At 41.1% G+C, this 20,568-nt stretch carries 21 protein-coding genes and 1 tRNA gene; 16 read left to right on the forward strand and 6 right to left on the reverse strand.

Going from position 1 to position 20,568, the window contains the following annotated elements:
* Positions 1–123 precede the first annotated feature (123 nt).
* On the forward strand, positions 124–1,812 hold the full coding sequence (locus ACR65F_RS06125) for a methyl-accepting chemotaxis protein (protein ID WP_440503652.1): 1,689 nt from the start codon (positions 124–126) through the stop codon (positions 1,810–1,812).
* A gap of 445 nt (positions 1,813–2,257) precedes the next feature.
* Positions 2,258–3,124, forward strand: coding sequence for a GNAT family N-acetyltransferase (locus ACR65F_RS06130; RefSeq protein ID WP_440503653.1), 867 nt, complete (start codon positions 2,258–2,260; stop codon positions 3,122–3,124).
* Between the two features lie 354 nt (positions 3,125–3,478).
* Here ACR65F_RS06130 and ACR65F_RS06135 read toward each other — a convergent pair whose 3' ends face one another.
* Positions 3,479–3,589 (reverse strand): putative holin-like toxin, encoded by a 111-nt coding sequence (locus ACR65F_RS06135; RefSeq protein WP_231567236.1) that lies wholly within the window; start codon positions 3,587–3,589, stop codon positions 3,479–3,481.
* Between the two features lie 428 nt (positions 3,590–4,017).
* On the opposite strand from ACR65F_RS06135, the gene ACR65F_RS06140 reads away from it, so the two are divergent.
* Genes ACR65F_RS06140 through ACR65F_RS06150 form a run of 3 tightly spaced genes read left to right on the forward strand, consistent with a single transcriptional unit; the run spans position 4,018 to position 5,977 of the window.
* The gene (locus ACR65F_RS06140; protein ID WP_039042351.1) at positions 4,018–4,386 is read left to right on the forward strand and encodes a GntR family transcriptional regulator; all 369 of its coding nucleotides are present in this window, start codon (positions 4,018–4,020) and stop codon (positions 4,384–4,386) included.
* The gene (locus tag ACR65F_RS06145; RefSeq protein ID WP_039042350.1) at positions 4,383–5,258 is read left to right on the forward strand and encodes an ATP-binding cassette domain-containing protein; all 876 of its coding nucleotides are present in this window, start codon (positions 4,383–4,385) and stop codon (positions 5,256–5,258) included. Before ACR65F_RS06140 ends, ACR65F_RS06145 begins: the two co-directional genes overlap by 4 nt.
* Positions 5,255–5,977 (forward strand): hypothetical protein, encoded by a 723-nt coding sequence (locus ACR65F_RS06150; RefSeq protein WP_440503654.1) that lies wholly within the window; start codon positions 5,255–5,257, stop codon positions 5,975–5,977. Before ACR65F_RS06145 ends, ACR65F_RS06150 begins: the two co-directional genes overlap by 4 nt.
* Positions 5,978–6,165: 188 nt before the next feature.
* Here the strand turns inward: ACR65F_RS06150 and ACR65F_RS06155 are convergent.
* Positions 6,166–6,238, reverse strand: a tRNA-Arg gene (locus ACR65F_RS06155).
* 154 nt (positions 6,239–6,392) lie between these two features.
* Here ACR65F_RS06155 and ACR65F_RS06160 point away from each other — a divergent pair.
* From ACR65F_RS06160 to ACR65F_RS06170, 3 genes are all read left to right on the forward strand, one after another.
* Positions 6,393–7,154: a glucose 1-dehydrogenase gene (locus ACR65F_RS06160; RefSeq protein ID WP_440503655.1), complete on the forward strand. Its 762-nt coding sequence runs from the start codon at positions 6,393–6,395 to the stop codon at positions 7,152–7,154.
* Positions 7,155–7,378: 224 nt separating this feature from the next.
* The gene (locus ACR65F_RS06165; protein ID WP_039042347.1) at positions 7,379–7,798 is read left to right on the forward strand and encodes a MarR family winged helix-turn-helix transcriptional regulator; all 420 of its coding nucleotides are present in this window, start codon (positions 7,379–7,381) and stop codon (positions 7,796–7,798) included.
* A 16-nt stretch (positions 7,799–7,814) separates the two neighbouring features.
* Positions 7,815–8,999 carry an MFS transporter gene (locus ACR65F_RS06170; protein ID WP_440503656.1) on the forward strand — a complete coding sequence of 395 codons (1,185 nt, stop codon included), beginning with the start codon at positions 7,815–7,817 and terminating at the stop codon, positions 8,997–8,999.
* A gap of 39 nt (positions 9,000–9,038) precedes the next feature.
* Here the strand turns inward: ACR65F_RS06170 and ACR65F_RS06175 are convergent, their stop codons facing one another.
* Positions 9,039–9,401 (reverse strand): DUF2500 domain-containing protein, encoded by a 363-nt coding sequence (locus ACR65F_RS06175; RefSeq protein WP_156137907.1) that lies wholly within the window; start codon positions 9,399–9,401, stop codon positions 9,039–9,041.
* A gap of 169 nt (positions 9,402–9,570) precedes the next feature.
* Here ACR65F_RS06175 and ACR65F_RS06180 point away from each other — a divergent pair, with 169 nt between their 5' ends.
* From ACR65F_RS06180 to ACR65F_RS06195, 4 genes are all read left to right on the forward strand, one after another.
* On the forward strand, positions 9,571–10,347 hold the full coding sequence (locus ACR65F_RS06180) for an amino acid ABC transporter substrate-binding protein (protein ID WP_440503694.1): 777 nt from the start codon (positions 9,571–9,573) through the stop codon (positions 10,345–10,347).
* Between the two features lie 33 nt (positions 10,348–10,380).
* Entirely contained in the window at positions 10,381–11,040 is a 660-nt protein-coding gene (locus tag ACR65F_RS06185) for an amino acid ABC transporter permease (RefSeq protein WP_440503657.1), read from the forward strand.
* Positions 11,041–11,055: 15 nt separating this feature from the next.
* Positions 11,056–11,802, forward strand: coding sequence for an amino acid ABC transporter ATP-binding protein (locus tag ACR65F_RS06190; protein ID WP_440503658.1), 747 nt, complete (start codon positions 11,056–11,058; stop codon positions 11,800–11,802).
* Positions 11,803–11,877: 75 nt separating this feature from the next.
* Positions 11,878–12,432, forward strand: coding sequence for a DUF420 domain-containing protein (locus ACR65F_RS06195; protein ID WP_440503659.1), 555 nt, complete (start codon positions 11,878–11,880; stop codon positions 12,430–12,432).
* A gap of 129 nt (positions 12,433–12,561) precedes the next feature.
* Here the strand turns inward: ACR65F_RS06195 and ACR65F_RS06200 are convergent, their stop codons facing one another.
* Positions 12,562–12,738, reverse strand: coding sequence for a hypothetical protein (locus tag ACR65F_RS06200; protein ID WP_440503660.1), 177 nt, complete (start codon positions 12,736–12,738; stop codon positions 12,562–12,564).
* A gap of 125 nt (positions 12,739–12,863) precedes the next feature.
* The gene (locus tag ACR65F_RS06205) at positions 12,864–13,349 is read right to left on the reverse strand and encodes a general stress protein (RefSeq protein ID WP_052245788.1); all 486 of its coding nucleotides are present in this window, start codon (positions 13,347–13,349) and stop codon (positions 12,864–12,866) included.
* 218 nt (positions 13,350–13,567) lie between these two features.
* Between ACR65F_RS06205 and ACR65F_RS06210 the strand changes: the two genes are divergently transcribed.
* From ACR65F_RS06210 to ACR65F_RS06225, 4 genes are all read left to right on the forward strand, one after another.
* Positions 13,568–15,100 carry an APC family permease gene (locus tag ACR65F_RS06210; RefSeq protein ID WP_125101637.1) on the forward strand — a complete coding sequence of 511 codons (1,533 nt, stop codon included), beginning with the start codon at positions 13,568–13,570 and terminating at the stop codon, positions 15,098–15,100.
* A 175-nt stretch (positions 15,101–15,275) separates the two neighbouring features.
* A complete protein-coding gene (locus ACR65F_RS06215) occupies positions 15,276–16,265 on the forward strand; it encodes an EAL domain-containing protein (protein ID WP_440503661.1) in 990 nt (329 codons plus the stop codon).
* Between the two features lie 54 nt (positions 16,266–16,319).
* Entirely contained in the window at positions 16,320–17,744 is a 1,425-nt protein-coding gene (locus ACR65F_RS06220) for a cryptochrome/photolyase family protein (RefSeq protein WP_440503662.1), read from the forward strand.
* On the forward strand, positions 17,741–18,166 hold the full coding sequence (locus tag ACR65F_RS06225; RefSeq protein ID WP_039042339.1) for a hypothetical protein: 426 nt from the start codon (positions 17,741–17,743) through the stop codon (positions 18,164–18,166). Before ACR65F_RS06220 ends, ACR65F_RS06225 begins: the two co-directional genes overlap by 4 nt.
* Positions 18,167–18,228: 62 nt before the next feature.
* On the opposite strand, the gene ACR65F_RS06230 is transcribed toward ACR65F_RS06225, so the two are convergent.
* The gene (locus ACR65F_RS06230) at positions 18,229–20,445 is read right to left on the reverse strand and encodes a YhgE/Pip domain-containing protein (protein WP_440503663.1); all 2,217 of its coding nucleotides are present in this window, start codon (positions 20,443–20,445) and stop codon (positions 18,229–18,231) included.
* Between the last annotated feature and the right edge of the window lie 123 nt (positions 20,446–20,568).

Genomic DNA, 20,568 nt, shown 5'->3' on the forward strand with positions numbered 1-20,568 from the left:
CAGATTTCTTTATGTTGAAATTATGTTAAGTATTTTCATCAATCTTTACAAAAGCTTTACATCATAACGTAATACTATAGTCTATAATCTAAATTGACTATGAATAGTGGGAGGCCGAAAGGTATGAGATTGAGCGTCAGAAAAAGAATATGGTTTGGTTTTCTACTTTTACTAACAATTTTAGTGGTTGTCGGTGTATCAGGAATAGTGTCACTTTCAAAATTAAATAACGAATATCGATTTTTAATTGATGACAAAATAAAGAAAGTACTATTATTTGAACAGATTTTATCTGAACAAAACGAAGAAGCAAAAAATATTCGTGGATATATCATCTATAAGGATGAGTCACATGTTGAGCATCGGAAGGAAAACATGAACTCAATTAACGGGAAATTGAAAGAACTGAATAAAATTGTTCGAACACCATCGGCTCGTGAATTATTGAAGGAAGTAATAGAAGCCTCAAAAAGTTATGAGGAAATTAGTGCATTGACTATCCGGGATGTCAGTGAAGGAAATATTGATAGTGCTATGGCTTTAGCCGAGGAAGGTGCTTATTATCAAGATGCCATAACAGCAACTCTAAAAAAACTAATTGAACATCAAAAAAGCCAACAAGTGAAGACGGAACAGTCTTTGCTAGCTGTTTTAAATTGGATTAAAATTCTAATAGCTAGCTTGATGATCGTCGCTTTCATTGCAAGTGTTTTTGTTGCTCAAAGAATCAGTATAAGTATCGCCCGGCCAGTTGAAAAAATGACAGAAGCATTGAAGCAGATTGCTATGGGGGATTTTACTGCAGATGTCTTACTAATTCGAAACAAAGACGAAATCGGAGAAATGGCAAGTGCTTTCAATAAAATGACTAAAGACTTAAAAGGAATTTTATCGATTGTAAGAAACTCAGCCACTCAGCTTGCGGAACAAGCAGAAAACTTATCTGCAGGTTCTGAGGAAAGTCTTGCTTCTTCTAATACTATTTCGGAAATTACGGAAAGAAATAGGTTAGCGAGCAGTTCCCAAGTGACGACAGTCACCGAATCCAATTGTTACATAGAAGAGATGCTACAAGGTATGACTCAAATGAATGAGGACAACAATCAAATGCTACAGGCTTCCGAGTCGGTTTCTCAACTCGTATCGACTGGAAGGAGACAAATGGAAGACTTTACAGAACAAATGGAGAAAATTAGTTATAGCATTTCGCAATCTTCTCTAACAATAAGTGAAATGGCCATGTATTCAGAACGAATCAGGCAAGTGACAACACTGATTACAACAATTGCTGAACAAACAAACTTACTTGCATTGAATGCTGCCATTGAAGCTGCAAGAGCAGGTGATCATGGCAAAGGATTTGCAGTCGTTGCGGAAGAAGTAAGGCATCTTGCAGAACAATCGAAACGTTCCGCGAAAGAAATAGGCAAGATGATTGATGATATGGTTCACAAAGTGGAAAGTGCGGTAGGTAGTGTTGAAGAAGGATCAAACCAAATTACAAAAGGGCAATCGGTCTCAAAAGAGACGGAGAAAGTGTTTTATGGGATCGAAAATGCAACGCATAAGATGAATGATAAACTGTTAACTGTAAGCAGAACAATTGAAAAAGTACGCGCAAAGACAGATAAGGTTTTCGAGGGTTCAAAAAGAGTGGAACACCTTGCTATGAAAGCCTCATACGAATCGAACTCGGTAAGTGCTGCAACTGAAGAACAACTTTCTGTAAATGAAGAGATTTCTTCAAATGCACACAGTCTAGCTCTCGTTGCTGAAGAGCTTCAGAACGAAGTCAGGAAATTCAAAGTTTAAATTAGGTGTTACTGAATAACCCCTAATCAAGGTAATGATTATGCAGTTGTGCAAAATCCTGCTCCTGCTTACTAATTAGTAGGAATTGGCATTATCGTCACATAGAAAGCCCGCAACGCCGAGAAAAGGTATCCATGCAAGAAACTTTCCTGTTTGTTAAACAATTTTGTTTGTTTCATGCACACCTTTCACTAATACCCCTCCACTTGGATTGATCGATTCATTCGCAAGACAATCGAATTTCTGTGCTTCATAAAACTTTCAAACAACCACAAGTTGGATAGTTTTATTGCGCAGAGTTTTTACTAAATGGTAAAGTTGTAGCAGCACTACAGGGTTCCAACATAAATGGTCCCCGTTGCAATCTTATTAGAGCAGAGGATAGGACTCGAAAATAGATACCGGTATATTTAAATTAATTTCAATAACAAAGTGAGGGAAAATCATGAACATTTCGTATAAATTGATGTCTTCATTAAGTTTTGAAGACGCGCATGTCCTATTTAATAAAGGGTTTGAAGGCTATTTAGTACCGATGAATTTATCTTTTGATACGTTCGTTAGTCGTTTTGGTAATGCTGGATTATCTCCGGCATTATCTATCGTTGCATATAATGAAACAGAGCCAATCGGTTTTGTGCTACAAGGAATTAGGGAAGTGGATGGTCATAAGATTTCTTGGAATGGAGGAACAGGTATTATTCCAGAATACAGGGGAAGGAAACTGGGTTATTCCTTGATGGTGGAAGCCGAAAAACTCTTAAGAGGACTTAATGTAACTGTCGCAACTTTAGAGTCTCTTTCTGAAAATAAGGCAGCTATATCTTTATATGAGCGTTGTGGTTACAAAGTAGAGGACGATTTACTCTTTTTAAGTGCAAATGAAGTTTTAGATAGTACCTTACCAAACCTTGACGGTTATGAAGTTACAAGAATACCGGCTGCCCAATCTATTGGATCAGATTTATTTCCAACTCTCGTTCCTTGGCAAACGGATCCTAGTAACACGCCAATAATAGGTGGAGAAGCTGTGATGTTAACAAAAAACGGAGAGGTCCAGGCAGCTTGTCTAATTCGAAAGCAATGTGTGTTTGGCAATGAGACGGAAAGTATTACTTTATATCAGGTGAAGGAAAATGGGAATGAAGATGCTCTCAACAAACTCCTTGCTTACGCATTAGAATATGACCAACCTATCAATCGTACAACTTATAACTTCTTAAAAGGGAATGGTCGTGTAGTATCATCCTTACTGGCAAGTGGTTTTGAAAACACTTCAATATCCCAAGTTTTTATGACAAAAGTTTCCTGAAGTACCCGAATGATAGGACGATAATGCGTCGTTGCAATAACTTCTTTTAAGGGAGGTACCTGTGAGGGTCTTTCGTGTTTGTTCAAACATTTACGTTTATTTCTCAAACTGGTGCCATTCTCTTAAGAAAAACTTTATTATTCCCGTTGAATAGATCAGATATGATAGTTCCACCTAAACACTTCTTCATGTGTAGAAATCGTATGAATGTGGTAATATAAACATATGCTAAAAAAGACCGAGTGCACCAACACCCGGTCAATGTAGCTGGCATCCGCTTGAAGAGCGGTTGACCAGTTCAACGAAGGTGTTAAGAGTAATCACCCTGCTTACTGGTCAGTTAGCGGAGGGTGGTTACTTTTTTCTTTTGGTGTATAGAGCAATCATTGCAACAACAGCTGTTGCCATTGTTATGAGGAACATTCCAAATTGGAATAACAAGCTCATTGCATCGTAAGTCACCATTGTAACACCCCCTTTCTCAAGGGAGTGCCAACTGCCCATCCGCTATATGCTGCTACTTTATAAGTATATCATTCTTGATGGTTAAACGAAGTATTACAGAACACACATTCCCTTCTTTAACACTTTGATCTTTATCGACAATGGCCCAAGTGTGTACTACTAGTTTGAAGCTGATAATTCTTCCTATTTCTTGATCTAAAAAAGGTACCTATTGAAACCTTCATGTTTGTTTCACTCAATGGTACCTTTCACTAAAAAACTACCGTGCTTGACTCCTTCGGACATAGTTTACCGGAGGAGTATTTTTTATTGGTAAAAAACAACACATTTACGGGAATCGGAAAACATTGTATAGTTGTATACATGAGTATCCAACCATACAAATAATCAACTAGTAGCGTTAGTTTAGCAAGAAAGGAGGACTCCTATTGCAACCGATATTAGATGAATCTCAACCCATATTTCGGCAAATTGCACAGATTATTAGTAATGGCGTTGTAGAAGGTATATTCAAGGAAGGAGAAAAAGTACCATCCGAAAATGAATTGTCACGATTTTATAACATAAACCGAGCAACGGTGCGCAAAGGGCTTGAGTCCTTGGTCGACGGAAATATAATCTACAAACAGAGGGGAATTGGAATGTTTGTCAGGGTAGGAGCGAAAGCACAGTTGATAAAAGAAAGGCAAAAGCAGTATCGGGATGAGTACGTCATGCCTTTGCTGGCAGAAGCAAAGCGTTTGGACATAGGAGTGGAAGATGTAATAAAGATGATCAAAGAGGGGGAGATAATATGATACAAGTAGATAATCTCACGTTTACCTACGAGAAAGAGCCTGTACTTCATGAATTGTCTTTAGCGGAACAAAGCCCTGTTATAGCAGGTCTTTGGGGAAGAAACGGTAGCGGTAAAACGACATTGATGAAACTTCTGGCTGGATATGAGAAACCAAATCATGGAAAGGTTGAAATACAAGGGATGAGTCCATACAACAACGCTGAGGCGATTCAGCTTGTCTGTTATATGCAGGAGGAACATCCATTCAGTTCACTCTGGAATGTAGGTGATGCGTTACGATTTGGGGAATACTTTAATCCCAACTGGGATCAAAATATGGCAGAACGACTTTTAGGTACTTTCCGTTTGGATAAGAAGAAAAAAATCACGAAACTTTCAAAAGGGATGAAATCTGCCCTTCAGTTTATCATCGGCATTTGCAGTCATGCGGATGTCACCATATTTGATGAACCGGTTAATGGATTGGACGCTGGAATGAGGAAGAAAATGTATGAAGTTTTACGAGAAAGCCATGAAGACAACCCCCGATTCATATTGCTCTCAACGCATCACATCGAAGAAATTCAGGCAATTTGTGAAACACTTATTGTTATTAAAGACGGGGGAGTACTATTCAACGAACCGATGGATGAGATAAAAGAGAATGGGATTTGGTTATCGGGAAGCAAAAACATTCTGGAAAAAGTAATTTACGGAGAGAGGATAATTGAGAAAAGCGAAATGGATTCGGTGATGAAAGTAATGTTGGATGTTCCTTACTCGAAGGAGTGGAGAGAACTCGCGCATTCCAATGGTCTATCGATCGGGAAGGCAGAACTCCAGGATTATTTATTGAATATGACTGAAGAAGATAAGGAGATGGTCGAATGAGTTCTATGAAAGGTACAGTCCGGCTAGTCTACGAAGGTGCACTTTTTTTCTTAGGGAAATTCCTTTTTCTCTACCTGACAATCCCGTTGACGGTGGGTTGGATTCTAATCGGATTACTTTTTGGTGTACCTGATAATACCGTTGTAGCTATTTCCGGTCCAACTTATTTTTTTATACCTATGTTTGCTGTCACTGGTTTCAGGTCCCTTTTGCCAATAGCTATCGCATTTGGAGGGACGAGAATCCAACTTCTCAAAGTATTTTATGTAACAGGAATTGCTGCAGTATCAATTAGTATCTTGTTTTTAAATATACTTCAATATATTTTAATTACTGTTTACAACCAGTGGTCGAGTTCCGTTAACATTTTGCATCCAGGAGTATACGTGTTAGGGGATTATCATTTTCCCTCTTATTTATGGATAGATTTGATGGTTGGCTTGCTCTTATTCGGGATTGCCTTTTTGCTTTATTGCATTTTATATCGCTTAGGTATTAAAAGGACTATTATCATCACTACGGTACTGTCACTTATTGGAATGTTTCTCTATTATGGCAACATCTTAGACATTAACAGTTTTGAATGGATTTGGAATCATGATTTAAATCCTCTCAAGTTATTTACGTTAGCCGGTTTGCTTGGTCTTGGATCACTCTTTATCACGTATCCGATGATGCGTCATGCACCATTGAATAAATCCATGGTAAACGTTGGTTAAGAACAGAAATTACTGGTGATTCTCCTAGAAATAAGTTGAGTTAATAAAAGGAGGAGGCATATGCCTCCTCCTTTTATTGGCTTATGAAATTATTAACAGGGCACAATTTAGGCACAAAACGCTATATCAGCAGGCTTATCTTTTAATCTAAAAAAGACAGAAAGCCGTGATATAGCGTTTATTCAATACGTCCCAGGCAGGAATCGAACCTGCGACCCACAGCTTAGGAGGCTGTTGCTCTATCCCCTGAGCTACTGAGACATTTAGGATTTAACTATATCAGTATACTGCATATTTTCCATATCGGCAACCAATCTATTGTCTTCCACTAGTAAATCAAATTATTTTAATAGTTAAGCATTAAAGCGTATACTGAGATACGATGGTACGAACATAACTAATGGAGGCGATTTAGTTGAATCGATTAGAAAACAAAGTAGCAGTAATAACAGGTGCTGGTTCTGGACTCGGTCGTGAAATCGCAGAACTGTATGCACGTGAAGGTGCAAAGATTGTCATCGCAGACATGAATATGGAAGGTGCAGAAGAAACCGTTCAGACAATCAAAGCAGCTGGTGGGGAAGCGCTTGCGGTGAAAACGAATGTTACTGCTGAGGAAGATGTTCAGCGCATGATTGATACAGCTGTCGATACATTCGGCACCCTCGATATCCTTGTTAACAACGCAGGAATTATGGACAATATGTATTCCGCTGCAACTATTACTGATGACGTATGGGACAAAGTATTAGCGATTAATACTACCGGTGTCATGCGTGCTACAAGAAAAGCACTTTCCATCTTCGAAGAAAAGAAAGCTGGCGTAATCGTCAATATGGCGTCCATCTCTGCACTAACAGGAGGTCGAGGAGGACTTGCATATACAGCGTCTAAACACGCAGTTGCAGGGATGACAAAAAATGTTGCGTCTCATTATGCACATTTGAACATTCGTTGTAACGCGATTGCACCTGCGCAAGTTCCTACAAATATCACGAACAACTTAGTACAACCAGACAAGCACGGTATGGAGCAAGCTTTGAAAGGTGTTAGCCAATTGAGCCGTCCAGGTACGAAAGAAGAAATTGCGAACATCGCGTTGTTCTTAGCATCTGATGAATCCTCTTATGTTAACGGCGTGATTATGCAAGCAGATAATGGCTGGTCTGCATACTAAGGTTTGAATACCGTTAAAAATCGACTTCCGGCTTTATGGAGGTCGATTTTTTGATGGATTCCTCAAAATTCGCACAATAAAATTGTCAGAAATGGACGGATTGTATACCGTGGAAACAAGGTGGTCTTATGAAACGCTATCGTTTACAAATGAAATTTCAGAGCGTATACTAATATAGTTAGATAGGCTAACTAATCATTTTAACTGTGAAGTGAGGCGAGGAAATGCATTTGGAGCATCAATTTATCAGAAGCTATGTCAAACTGTACCGTCCTTTGGTGAACAAACTCAATAAACTGCTATTGCATTATGACTTGTACAACGCACAATGGACCATTCTCAGTTTACTTTCAAGAGAAGGGGAGATGACCTCTGCTGAAATTGCTGAAGAACAGATGATCGAAAAACCTTCTGTTACGAAAGTAGTGAAACGTCTTCATGAAATCGGATATCTTGATGTCACTCAAGGGCAAGATAAGCGTGAAAAGTTGTTAAAGCTCTCGAGTGAGGGCGAGCGGATCACAGCTGAGATTCAAGCGGAACTGCTTCCGTTTTACGAACATATTTTAGCAGGAATTCCTGAAGAAGATATACAGGCTGCTAAACAGCTGCTCGATCAGGCGTACGAAAATCTTATCAACTAATAGAGAGGGTCATTATATGGAAGACAAGCAAAACTTATGGACAAAAGACTTTATTTTTATCTCAATCATTAACTTCTTTATAATGATTGTCATGTATATGCTCATCGTAACAATTGCTCCATTTGCAGTTGAAGAATATGGAGCATCCGCTAGTATGGCAGGACTTGTTTCAGGAATTTTCATCATCGGAACATTATCTGCCCGAATCGCAACAGGGCGTGTTATTGAAAGCATTGGTAGCCGTCGCATCTTACTGATTGGTATGGTTATATCAGTCGTAGCCATTGCACTATATTTCACTGCGCACTCGCTTCCGGTTCTTTTACTCGTTCGTTTCATCCACGGAATTGGACTCGGTATTGCTTCGACAGCAACCGGTACAATGGTAGCGCAAATTATACCACCATCACGTCGTGGTGAGGGTATTGGATACTTTAGTTTGAGTACTGTACTTGCGACAGCAATCGGACCATTCTTCGGTATTTACTTAAGTCAACATGCCGACTTTACATGGATTTTCGCGTTCAGTTTAGTATTAAGTATTATTGGTCTCGGAATGTTTTTCTTTGTCGATAAACGTCCTGAAGAGGCACCACATGAGATAAGCGAACCAGAAGACGCACCACAAGGACTTGCAAATTACATCGAAAAATCTGCGATACCAATTGCAGTAATTACGTTGTTAGCAGGAATCGCATATTCAGGTGTTTTGTCGTTCTTGTCATTTTACGCAAAAGAAGCAAACCTTGTCGATACTGCAAGTTTCTTCTTCTTAGTGTATGCCGTCGCAATCTTGGTTTCCCGTCCTTTCTCTGGAAAATTGCTTGACCGAAAAGGGGGGACATTTGTTGTAGTTCCTTCATTGATTTTGTTTGCAGGCGGTTTATTACTACTTAGTCAGACACATACTGGAATCATCCTGCTAATTGCAGGTGCTATTATTGGGTTAGGATTCGGGAACTTCCAATCCTGTGCTCAGGCGATAGCACTTATAGGTGTTCCTATTAAACGGATCGGAATTGCAACGTCTACTTTCTATATCTTCCTAGACTTTGGTTTCGGATTGGGTCCTTACTTCTTAGGGAGTGTAGCCACTGCATTTGGCTACCGCGATTTATATATGATTCTTTCAGGATTAATCGTCGTTGCGCTTATCCTATACTTGTTGATTGGCCGTAAAAAGCGTCCGGTTATTCAATAAATAAAAAAACGGTTCTCCAGTAGACGGAGAGCCGTTTTTTTAAGAAAGAACCCGTTCAAATCCAAGAAAACGAGTACCTTGAAAACTTAACTTGCCAATGTCACCTTCGGCTAACATGCCATACTGATTACCTCTCATTTGAAACTCCTGCCGGTCGCCACTTTCATATTCAAAAGTCACATAGTAGTAAGTACTCGCTCCTGTATCACCAGTTCCGCCGGAAGTTTCTGTGCGTTTCGTTTTCACATGTGCAGCAACCGTGAGTTGAGGAGAGTTGTTGTTTTTCCCCCATTCCGCTGCTCCTTTTATGAAGGTAAAAAGAATTATTCCTACTATAATGCAGAAGAAAATTGCAAAAATTATTGGGAATCCGCCAAAGAACGAATCGTTAAAAGGATCCATAGTCAAACCACCTTCCTGTTTTTTCTAGTATATACGAGTTTCAGTGGAAACGGTTTCAAAAAAAGAATCAGTTTTTTCATAGCTAATGCTTTGCATTCTTTGAATTGTGTGCTATTCTATTATTACTTTAACAGACTAAAGCGATGAAGTGGAGGAAAACAATATGAAAATGAAAAAGATGAAGGTTGCGTTAGCCGGATTTGGTATCATTGCACTTTTAGCTGGTTGCGGGAATTCTAAAGAAGCAACAAACGGTGAAAAAGAATTAGTCATCGGGGTTGATGATAAATTCGCACCAATGGGATTCCGAGATGAAGCGAATGAGCTCACTGGTTTTGACATTGACTATGCGAAAGCTGCAGCTGAACACATGGGCATGAAAGCGAAGTTCCAGCCAATCGACTGGAAAGCGAAAGAAACAGAACTGGCTAGTGGACGCATCGATCTTATCTGGAACGGGTATACGATTACAGACGATCGTAAGAAGAAAGTGCTCTTTACAAAACCATATTTAAGCAACGCTCAAGTAGTTGCAGTGCTTAAGAATTCAAACATTCAATCACTTAGTGATCTCGAAGGTAAAACAGTTGGTCTTCAAGCATTGTCTTCAGCAGCTGATGCATTAGAAGCAAATCCAATCGCAGATAAAGTTAAGAACAAAGCGGAATTCTCGGATAATGTTTTAGCACTTTCTGATTTGAAGAGTAAGCGAGTAGAAGCAGTCATTATCGATGAAGTCGTGATCGACTATTACATGTCTAAAGAAGAAGGTAAATATAAAGTACTTGACGAAACGCTTGCTCCTGAAGAATACGGTGTCGGGGTGAAAAAGGGTAACGAGGATTTATTGAAAAAACTTCAAGATGCATTAGATACAATGAACGAGGATGGAACAGCTGCACAAATTTCCGAAACGTGGTTTGGTGAAAACAAAGTACTGAAGTAAGTCACGGTTTCTAGTTAGGTTGGAGGGGTTACAATGTCACCAGATTATTTGTTATCGATTTTAAAACCAATGCTTGAAGGGGCTAAGGCAACGATTCTATTGTTTGTGATCGCAATCGTTGCTTCGATCCCACTCGGATTCTTGCTTACTCTCGCGGTAAACAGCAAGTTTAAACCGCTGTCGTGGTTAGCGAATACGTATATCTATCTCATGCGGGGAACACCGCTCTTACTGCAATTATTGTTCTTCGTGTTTGGATTGCCACTAATTCCGGTAATCGGGGAATACTTAGTTATGGATCGCTTCGCTGCGGCTGCGCTTGCTTTCGTACTGAATTACGCAGCATATTTCGCAGAAATCTTCCGTGGTGGTCTACTATCTATTGATAAAGGACAGTATGAAGCAGCACAAGTACTCGGATTGAACAAGTGGCAGACGACGACACGGATTGTCATTCCTCAAATGATTCGCATTGCGCTTCCTGCTCTTGCGAACGAATCGGTGACACTCGTGAAAGATACGGCGTTGTTGTATGCAGTTGCTGTTCCGGAACTGCTTCACTTTGCGCAAACGGCAGTCAACCGAGACTTTACTATTGTTCCATTTATCATGGCAGGCGTGATCTATCTACTGATTACAGCGGTTTTGACACTCGTGTTCAAGTGGTTGGAACGACGATTCCATTATGTATGAGGAAGGTGAAAAGCAATGGCATTGATTGAAGTAATCGATATGAAAAAATCATTTGGAGATATAGAAGTCTTAAAACAGATCACATTCCAGGTGGAGAAGAACGAAGTGGTAGCGGTCATTGGACCATCAGGCTCAGGGAAAAGTACAATGCTTAGAAGTCTAGCTCACCTTGAAGAAATTGAAGGGGGAACTATCCGAATCGACGGGGAATCGCTCGTTAATGACGGGATCTATGCGAGCACTCCTGAAATCAGAAAGATTGGTAGACGGATCGGTATGGTGTTTCAGCATTTCAATTTGTTCCCACACCTAACTGTGAAACAGAACTTGGCGCTTGCTCCTAAACTTGTTAAGGGTGAGCCAAAAGAGAAACTTACTGGACGGATTACAGAACTTCTAACGAAAGTCGGTCTTGCGGAAAAAGTCGATGCGTATCCTGCTAATTTGTCAGGTGGGCAAAAGCAACGCGTTGCGATTGCTCGCGCGCTTATGATGGAACCTGAGATTCTTTTGTTCGATGAACCGACATCTGCACTCGATCCAGAATTGACTGGGGAAGTACTCGAAGTTATGAAAAAGTTGGCGGAAGAGAATATGACGATGATTGTCGTGACACACGAAATGTCGTTTGCGAAAGATGTCGCAACGAAGGCGTTATTCATGGCAGACGGACAAATTGTCGAAGAAGGCGTACCAACCGCAATGTTAACAAATCCGACACATGATCGAACAAAAGCGTTCTTAGCGCGCACTTTAGGCTAATGTGAAGTGGTTCGACCTTTCCTCATATGGTAAACTGGAAAGGTACGACAATTTACTAGCAATGGAGTGGTAACGTTGAAAAATGCGTCTTCTACAATTGAAACGCCTATAAAAAAGCGGAATTATAAGCCGTTCATCATCATTGTATCGGTCATTCTAATCGGTGCAATCGGGATTCTTTCAGGAATACCTGGAGTTGAAAACTTTGACGCATTTGATATTACAATTCTTCCGATGCTCAATGCAATCTTCAATACCTTTACATTCCTGTTTCTCGTCGGGGCATTAATCGCCATTAAAAAGCGCAATATCAAGGTACATAAAGGATTCATATACGCAGCATTCGTGACAACGTTCTTCTTCTTGATCACCTATGTAATGTATCACTTCTTAGCAGAATCGACATCATTCGGCGGTAGCGGATTCATGAAAGGATTCTACTTTTTCATCCTAATTACGCACATCCTATTAGCCGCAGCAATCGTACCACTTGCACTAACAAGCGTAGCACGTGCATGGAATGGAGAAATCGAACGTCACCGAAAAATCGTCCGCTTCACAATGCCCATCTGGCTCTACGTCAGTTTCACTGGCGTACTAGTCTATATCTTAATTTCTCCTTACTATTAAGAACTGGTGCATTTGAGTATGCTATCGTTAACAATCTCCATTTGAAGTGAGAGTCAACACAGTCTACTATCCCTTATTTAAAAAGCACGGACACCCAGTCAAAAATGGGATGTCCGTGCTTTTTTTGCCTTACAACTCCTGATACGGCTTCATAAACCGTCCGCTATCTTTCACTTCCGCGTGATACAACGCCTTCAACGCAAAAGCCCGTTCCAATTCGTGCTCCTTCATAATCTGAGTCAACCGTGTAGATAGCTCAGGATCCTTTTTCACAAGCTGTGCCATCTTTTGCTGATTATATTGCATATTCCATTCCGCCTCCGTTCTTTCCATGCCATTGCTACAGTATAGCACGCCTCGCACCGTTTTTCGATGTCCACACAAAAACCCCCTTTTCCGATATAACGAAAAAGGGGGGGAGAATCTCTTGATTATAAAAGGGTACGGTTGTATTCATCCAAATCATGATTGGCTCTACGTGGATAATCCCCATCCACAAGAACGAGAATTTTCCCTTCATCGAAGTGCGTATTGTACTGATATGCTTCTTCTTCAGGAATCCCCATACCAATGAGAGCACCAGCTAATCCACCAACACCTGCACCTGCAGCAGCACCCGTAATCCCTGCAACAATTGGGCCAGCAGCGATAATTGGTCCGATACCAGGAATCGCAAGCGCTCCGATACCCGCTAGTACACCACCAAGCCCACCTAAGACACCGCCCGTGGCTGCTCCCGTTGCCGCGCCATCCGTCGCATGTGTTCCAGTTTCTTCAACCACAGCGTTCGCGTGTTCGCGCTCTTTACTGATAACTGAAATTTCATCTGAAGAATAGCCTTGTCGTTTTAAGTCTTCAATTGCAAGAATCGCATCATTTTCACTTTCATAGTAGCCTACTACTTGTCGTTTTACCATTTTGAACCGCCTCCTGGAATTTTTATTACTAGATTTCGTTGCTAGTCTGAGAATACCCGTGCCATCATTTCTGAAACCTCTTAGTCCTTCTCATAACAGTTTTTTAGGTACACATTTAGATGTAGTGATTTACAATTTGTTTTTTTACCGAATAATAGGTTTTAGTTCTGACGAGAAGGGAATAAATCTAAGAAAGATTTTTTAGGGGGAACTTACATATGGATCAGACAGATGCGCATCAGAAGCGCAGAAAGTTAACGAAAACGCTTAAACCATCATGGGTCTTCGCGATTGCGCTAGGATCATCAGTCGGATGGGGAGCTTTTATCCTTCCAGGTGATTGGATTGGAGAATCAGGTCCTCTAGGCGCCATGATTGGCTTGCTAATCGGAGCGCTAGTGATGATGGTTATCGCATCAAGCTATGGGGTTATGATTAAGAAATTCCCAGTATCCGGAGGCGGATTTACATATGCCTTTATCGGAGCGGGTAAAATTTGGGCATTTATATGCGGGTGGTTTCTATCACTTGGATACATATCAATCGTCGCATTAAACGCTTCAGCATTTTCATTACTTCTTAAGTTCTTAGCACCTGGTTTTATGAAGCAATTCTATCTATATAGTGTTGCAGGCTGGGATGTCTATTTGCCGGAAGTCATAATATCTTCAGTAATCATTTTGTTGTTTGCTTTCATTAATACAACAGGGACTAACATTTCAGGACGTATTCAGTTTTACTTTAGCATTCTATTAGTCGCAGGTGTTGTATTGCTCGGGGCCTTTACATTTGGCATAACAGAAGCCCCATTTGAAAACATGAAACCACTTTTCAGCGGCAACCAATCCATTTTAACATCGATTCTTGTCATATTGGCAATTGCACCTTGGGCATATGTCGGATTCGACAATGTTCCACAAGCTGCAGAAGAGTTTAATTTCTCTCCGCGAAAAGCGACCATGCTCATTGTAGCTTCATTATTTGCATCGTTCCTTATTTATGCTGTAATGATTGGTCTTACAGCGTGGACATTCCCTTCAGGTTCATCAATAGGAGATGGTAGCCTTTGGTTGACAGGTGAAGTCGTGAATTCCGCACTCGGATATGGTGGACTCATTGTTATGGCAGTTGCGATTATGATGGGAATCTTTACTGGCTTAAACGGATTCTATATGTCTTCTAGTCGTCTTCTTTTCTCTATGGCGCGTGCACGTGCACTACCTGATATGTTCAGAACGATTTCGAAGAAAAGCCAGACACCTGTATGGGGCATTTGGTTTGTAACGCTAATTACTCTTCCTACTCCTTGGTTCGGACGCCAAGCACTTTCATGGATCGTGGACATGTCTTCTACAGGGGTAACTGTAGCGTACTTATTCACATGCATCGCTGCGTACAAAGTACTTGCTTGGGGAGCGGAAGAAGCCAATCGTGAAATCGCTCCGATTAAAAAAGGACTCGCCTTATTCGGAATTGTAGCTAGTATCGCGTTCTTACTATTATTGCTCGTTCCATTTTCTCCAGCTTCCCTGACAACACCATCTTATATTTTGTTAGTCTGTTGGGCAGTACTTGGAGGTGTTTTCTATAGTGTCATCCAGAAGCGCTATAATAGTCTAACTCAGGAAGAAACGGAATATTATATGCTCGGGAAGACGATCGAGTCTGAAGTGGATACCACTATTGAAGTGAAAACGGAACGACCAGAGCCTAAAAGTACGGATACAACAGGAACAGGTCTACCTACGTAATTCGGCATATAAGTTTTAAATGACAGCATGTCCCTAAAAGTACCATGGGCATGCTGTTATTTTCAGTTTATTATAGGCATTTCGTAGTCTGATGCTTGCCATAGCTAGGAGTAATCGATTACAATTAATAATAAATTGGGTGGATCGAAATGCGGACTAGGACGGAGGGTTTGAATTGACTTGCAAAACGGCATGTATAATTACCGACTTACAAATAGAAGTTAAGGTTGATGACCTAACACAACGCAGAATGCTAACAGAACACATGGAACGACTACATGTTCTAGGCGTTATTGACGGAGAGGACAGCTCTGTATTTACTGTTAATGAAGCTGGTCTCCGAGATTTAACTGACTTTGCTCGGGATTTTTTAGATATGAAAAAGTTATACTTTCGAATATCTGGAGAGGCACCGTGGAGGTCCCTCTTAGAAGTGGATGAAGTGTTCACCTCTCAGTGGATTGATGACCTCATCCAACAAGAACGCGTGATTTCCTTTTATCAGCCTATTGTGGACGCAGAATGCTCTGTTTTCGGCTACGAGCTATTAGCTCGGTTCCATTCGCCTGAAGGTCGGATGATTTATCCAGATGAAGCATTTACCGCGGCTAGAGCTCGTGGAAGACTTTATGCACTCGATCGGTTATGTCGGATTACTGCAGTTCGTCATGCAGCACCTCTTATCAATAAAAAAGCCTTTATTAACTTTGTACCTACATCCATTTATTCACCTGAATTTTGTTTGCAATCGACCGTTGCAGTAGCAGAACAGTTCAATATCGACCCATTCCAACTTGTCTTTGAAGTTGTAGAGACTGACAAAGTAGATGATGTAGAGCACTTAAAAACAATATTAAGATATTATCGCGACAAAGGATTCAATTATGCACTTGATGATGTAGGGGAAGGCTATAGTACAGTAGAATTATTATCAGATTTAAAACCTCATTATATGAAGCTGGATCGATCATTTGTAGACGGTGTCTCATTGGACGTAAAAAAACAAGAGAATGCAGAGATGTTCTTGACGAAAGCTAAAGAGTGCGGTTCTGTTCCACTTGCTGAAGGAATCGAACGGGAAGAAGATTTCGAATGGTTAAAGGAGAAAGGCTACCAGCTGTTTCAAGGTTACTTTTTTGGAAAACCAGCGCTATCACCGCTATAATAGGAATAATTCAAGGACCGCCATAGTGTGCGGTCCTTTTTCAGGAGGGTTTTTTTGAAAACAATTGTCTGGTTCAGAAATGATTTGCGCCTGCATGATCATCCTGCTTTAAAAGAAGCGTCCGAGTGTGGTCACGTGCTCCCCGTATTCGTTCTACCGGATCATACGTCCCCGACAGCTGCTGATTGGTGGGTGTATGAATCTCTTAAGCACCTTGAGCAACAGCTCTTTGAGTTGGGGAGCGCATTGACAATTTTAAAAGGCCCCGCCTCAAAAGTCCTATCAAAACTCGCAAAAGAAACACAAGCAGATGCCTTATTCTTCAATAGTCAAGTGGATCCTGTTTCCCGAAAAGAAGAAGTCGACTTGCTTGAATTGGAAGCGTTATCGGAAGTGGACATTCAACGTTTCCCACCAAATATGTTGCTGGATCCTTCCAGTTTAAAAACAGGAGCTGGACAGCCGTATAAAGTGTTTGGCGCGTTTTGGAAATCTTTGCAACAACAAACGATCCCTTGGCCGATCGCAGCTCCCACTACATTGAAGAGCTGGTTTCAAGTGTATCCAGCAACTATACCTTTGGAACAATCAGGTTTACGATCTTCGATTGACTGGGATGCTTCACTTCAAGAAGAATGGACGCCAGGTGAAACTGGTTCTTTTGAAAAATGGATCAACTTTCGTGATAAAAGGCTAAAATATTATGACGCTAAGCGTGATTTCCCTGCATTGAACGGCACCTCCAGACTGTCCGGGTTTTTAGCATCCGGGAATATGAGCATCCGAGCTCTTTGGCATTCCGTCAGAAATGCACAAGAAGAGGGGATTGCCCCACAACCAGAAGCGTTTCTCAGGCAGCTTGCGTGGAGAGAGTTTTCATACTACCAACTGTTTCATTTTCCAGACATCACCGAACGACCGTTACGTTCAGAATTTCTCCAATTCCCTTGGCTTGATGATTCAGAAGGACTGAGTGCATGGAAGAAGGGGATGACCGGTTACCCGCTCGTTGATGCAGGAATGCGTGAATTATGGGAGACAGGTACCATTCATAATCGTGTGAGAATGGTTGTCGCATCCTTCCTCATCAAACACTTACTCATTGATTGGCGTATCGGGGCGCAGTGGTTCAGTGAAACGCTCGTCGACTTTGATGTCGCGAACAATACATTAGGTTGGCAGTGGGTAGCAGGCTCTGGATTTGATGCGGCTCCATATTTTAGAATATTTAATCCGACAATGCAAAGTAAGAAATTCGATAAACAGGGAGCTTATATTAGAAGGTGGATTCCTGAATTAGCTGCACTTCCAGATGTATTTCTCCATGAACCGCATATTGCACCTGAAGAGGTCTTAGTTGAAGCAGGGGTTGTTCTCGGTGAGACTTATCCGTACCAAATTGTTGACCATTCTGCCGCTCGATCACGTGCTCTTGATGCATATGCGCTCATAAAAGGAAGGAAAGAGGGGCAAGCATGAAACGGACTCTTTGGGCAGCTGGATACGGTCTAATTGGAGGACTCATCCTGACGTTCCTGTTTAAATGGATTGAGTCTGCAACAGGTGAAAAAGTATACACGTTCTTGCTCAATGTCGATTACATACCTGTTGTAGGAGATATCACTTTCCAGGAATGGATAGAAGTGTTCTTTCACCTTGTAGTCTCGGTTTCGGTTGCACTCGGGTTTTATTTGCTGTACCGGTTGCGTCCATCGTGGAAAAAAAGAGCAATTACGATTTGTGCGGTAGGTAGCGTCATCATCGGGATTGCTTTATTTCCAACTACAGCATTATCCGATCGCACACCAGAGATTACGGATGGTCTATCGTTTCTATATTGGATACTAGGTCATGCACTTTTTGGGGCAGTATTAGGCATCTTCTTCAGATTTGAAAAGTAGACATTTGTTCATACAAAAAGCACTTCAGCTGTCATAGCGACAGGACTGAAGTGCTTTTTTAGTTAATGGAAAATCCCAGCTTCTTTCGATTTTTTCAAGAGTTGGTTCGTGCCTTTATTAATGCGCTCTTTGAGCAGTGCACCGAACAGGATAAATGCAATTGAACAGCAAGCAAGGAAAGATAAGTCTTTTGCAACTCGTTCCCAAACGATACCGCCAACTGCCTCACGCATGACATCAATTGCATACGTAAACGGTAAGAACGGATTGATCATCCCGAAGAAGTCGGGTAGCAATACAACTGGATACGTTCCACCAGAGCCTGCAATTTGCAAAACGAGCATGACAATCGCCATGGCTTTACCAACATCACCAAATACAGAAACGAGCGTGTAGACAATCGACATGAAGACCACGCTAATAATCACTCCGAAGACGACAAACCAAAATGGTTCACGTATATGAACATCGAGCAACAATAAGTCTCCCGCAACTACAATGAACATTTGCAGTAAGCCTATTAAGCCAAATGTCAGGAAACGTCCGAAATAGACTTGTCGTGTTGTGAACCCCTCTCCATGCACATCTGTGGAAAGTAAGGAAATGAGAAGGAGACAACCGACCCAGAGGGAAAGTACCGTATAGAACGGTGTCATGCCAGTTCCGTAATTTTCAATGGAGTACAATCGATTTTCTTTCAATTGAATTGGTTCTTCAAAGAATGTTTTTTCAGCATTCGGATCATTTTTTAGCAACTGAATGATTTTGTTAATATCCGTTTCACCTTGAATATTACGGATTTTCTCCGCTAATTGATTTACTTTTTCAGAAACGTATGGATACTCAGCTACAGCTTTTTCGATCGTTTCTTTTCCTTCAGCCAATTCCCGATCTGAGTTGCCAAGAATTGTTTGCACTTTTGGAAGGGTGGATTGAATTTCCGTAAGAAGTCCTTTTGCCTGTCCAAGCGTGCCTTTTGCTGTAGAGACTTCTTTTTTCACAGTCGGTTCAATCGTATTCACATATTCTTTCATGAATGCATCTAATTCAACAGATGTATTTCCGGCAATTTTTTGTAAATCATCGACTGCCTGGTCCAATTCCTCAGCTTTACCTGTAACGACACTGTTCACTGTACGAGCATTCGTTTGTGCTTCTTGTAACAACTTCTTCAGATTGTCTGTTTTTGTAATCGCATCATCCAGTTTTCCTGACAGGTCGGGGGATGATAATGAGGGAGTTGTTTGTTCTTCACTATCAGGGTTTTCATCCTGTGTGGGTAACTGTTGTACTAATTCCTGCAAACGAACAAGATCTTGCTTGACGCTTTCGACCCGTCCAATACTTGCTGACATCCGGTCGTCCAAGGATTTTTTCGCTTTATCGAGTTCCGTAAAATCCATCTGAACGCCTTGTAACTGTTTCAAAAAATCGTTCGCTTCGTTAGAAATATCACTTACTTTTTTCAAATCAGCTTTAATTTTTGGAGACATTTCATTTAACTTCTGTTCAGCTTCGTTTAAATAGCCAATGGTTCGATTGATTTGGCCAAGCCCATCATCTGTGATTTGTTTCGCTTCCGGCAACTTGCCTTGCGCTTTGTGGATGATGGCTTGGGCATCTGTCGCATCGCCTAATCCTCGATTGAGAAGGTCATAGATTTCTGGCAAACTTTTTTCGGCTTCAAACACATAGTTTTCGAATTTTTGAACGTCCGGTAAGTCTTGTTCTAATTGAAGGCCAAGTTTGTTTAGCATTTCAAAGATGACACCGTTCACAGTGGAAACGAATTGACTACTAACCTGGTCAACAATCACCGTTGCACCTTTTTCAGTAATTTTCGGTGCGATGGAGTTTAATTTTTCATTCACAAAGTAGTCGATTTCGGCTTTTTGAGGATTGCCGGATACAACTGACGCAAGTTGTTCTGACAAGTTCTCTGGTAACACCATGACAGCAAAATAGTCGCCGTACTCAACTCCATCCATCGCTTCTTTTCGAGATACAAAGTGCCACTCCATGGATGGATTTTTCTTGAGAGTCGAAACGATTTCTTTACCTGTGTCAATGTGCTTCTCTTGCACATCCGCTCCTTTATCTTCATTAACAACAGCGATGGGCAATTTATCGGTTCTGCCATATGGATCTGAAGAGGCATATATATTGAGCCATGCGTACAAAGAAGGCAGGAATATTAAGCCGCCAATCAGCACTGCGGCCACCCAGTTTGTTGAGATGTTGCGCACATCCCGCTTAAAAATCGTGAAGATATTGCGCATTGTTTTGCCTCCTATTCCTTCTGATAATGGTGTCCATACTACCAGATTTATGTCGAAGTGAGTATGAATCTGCTGGGTTGATGCCCTCACTTCTATTCTACCCAAAAACCCCTTGTCCTGAAC

It is taken from the genome of Sporosarcina sp. SAFN-010 (assembly GCF_059415065.1).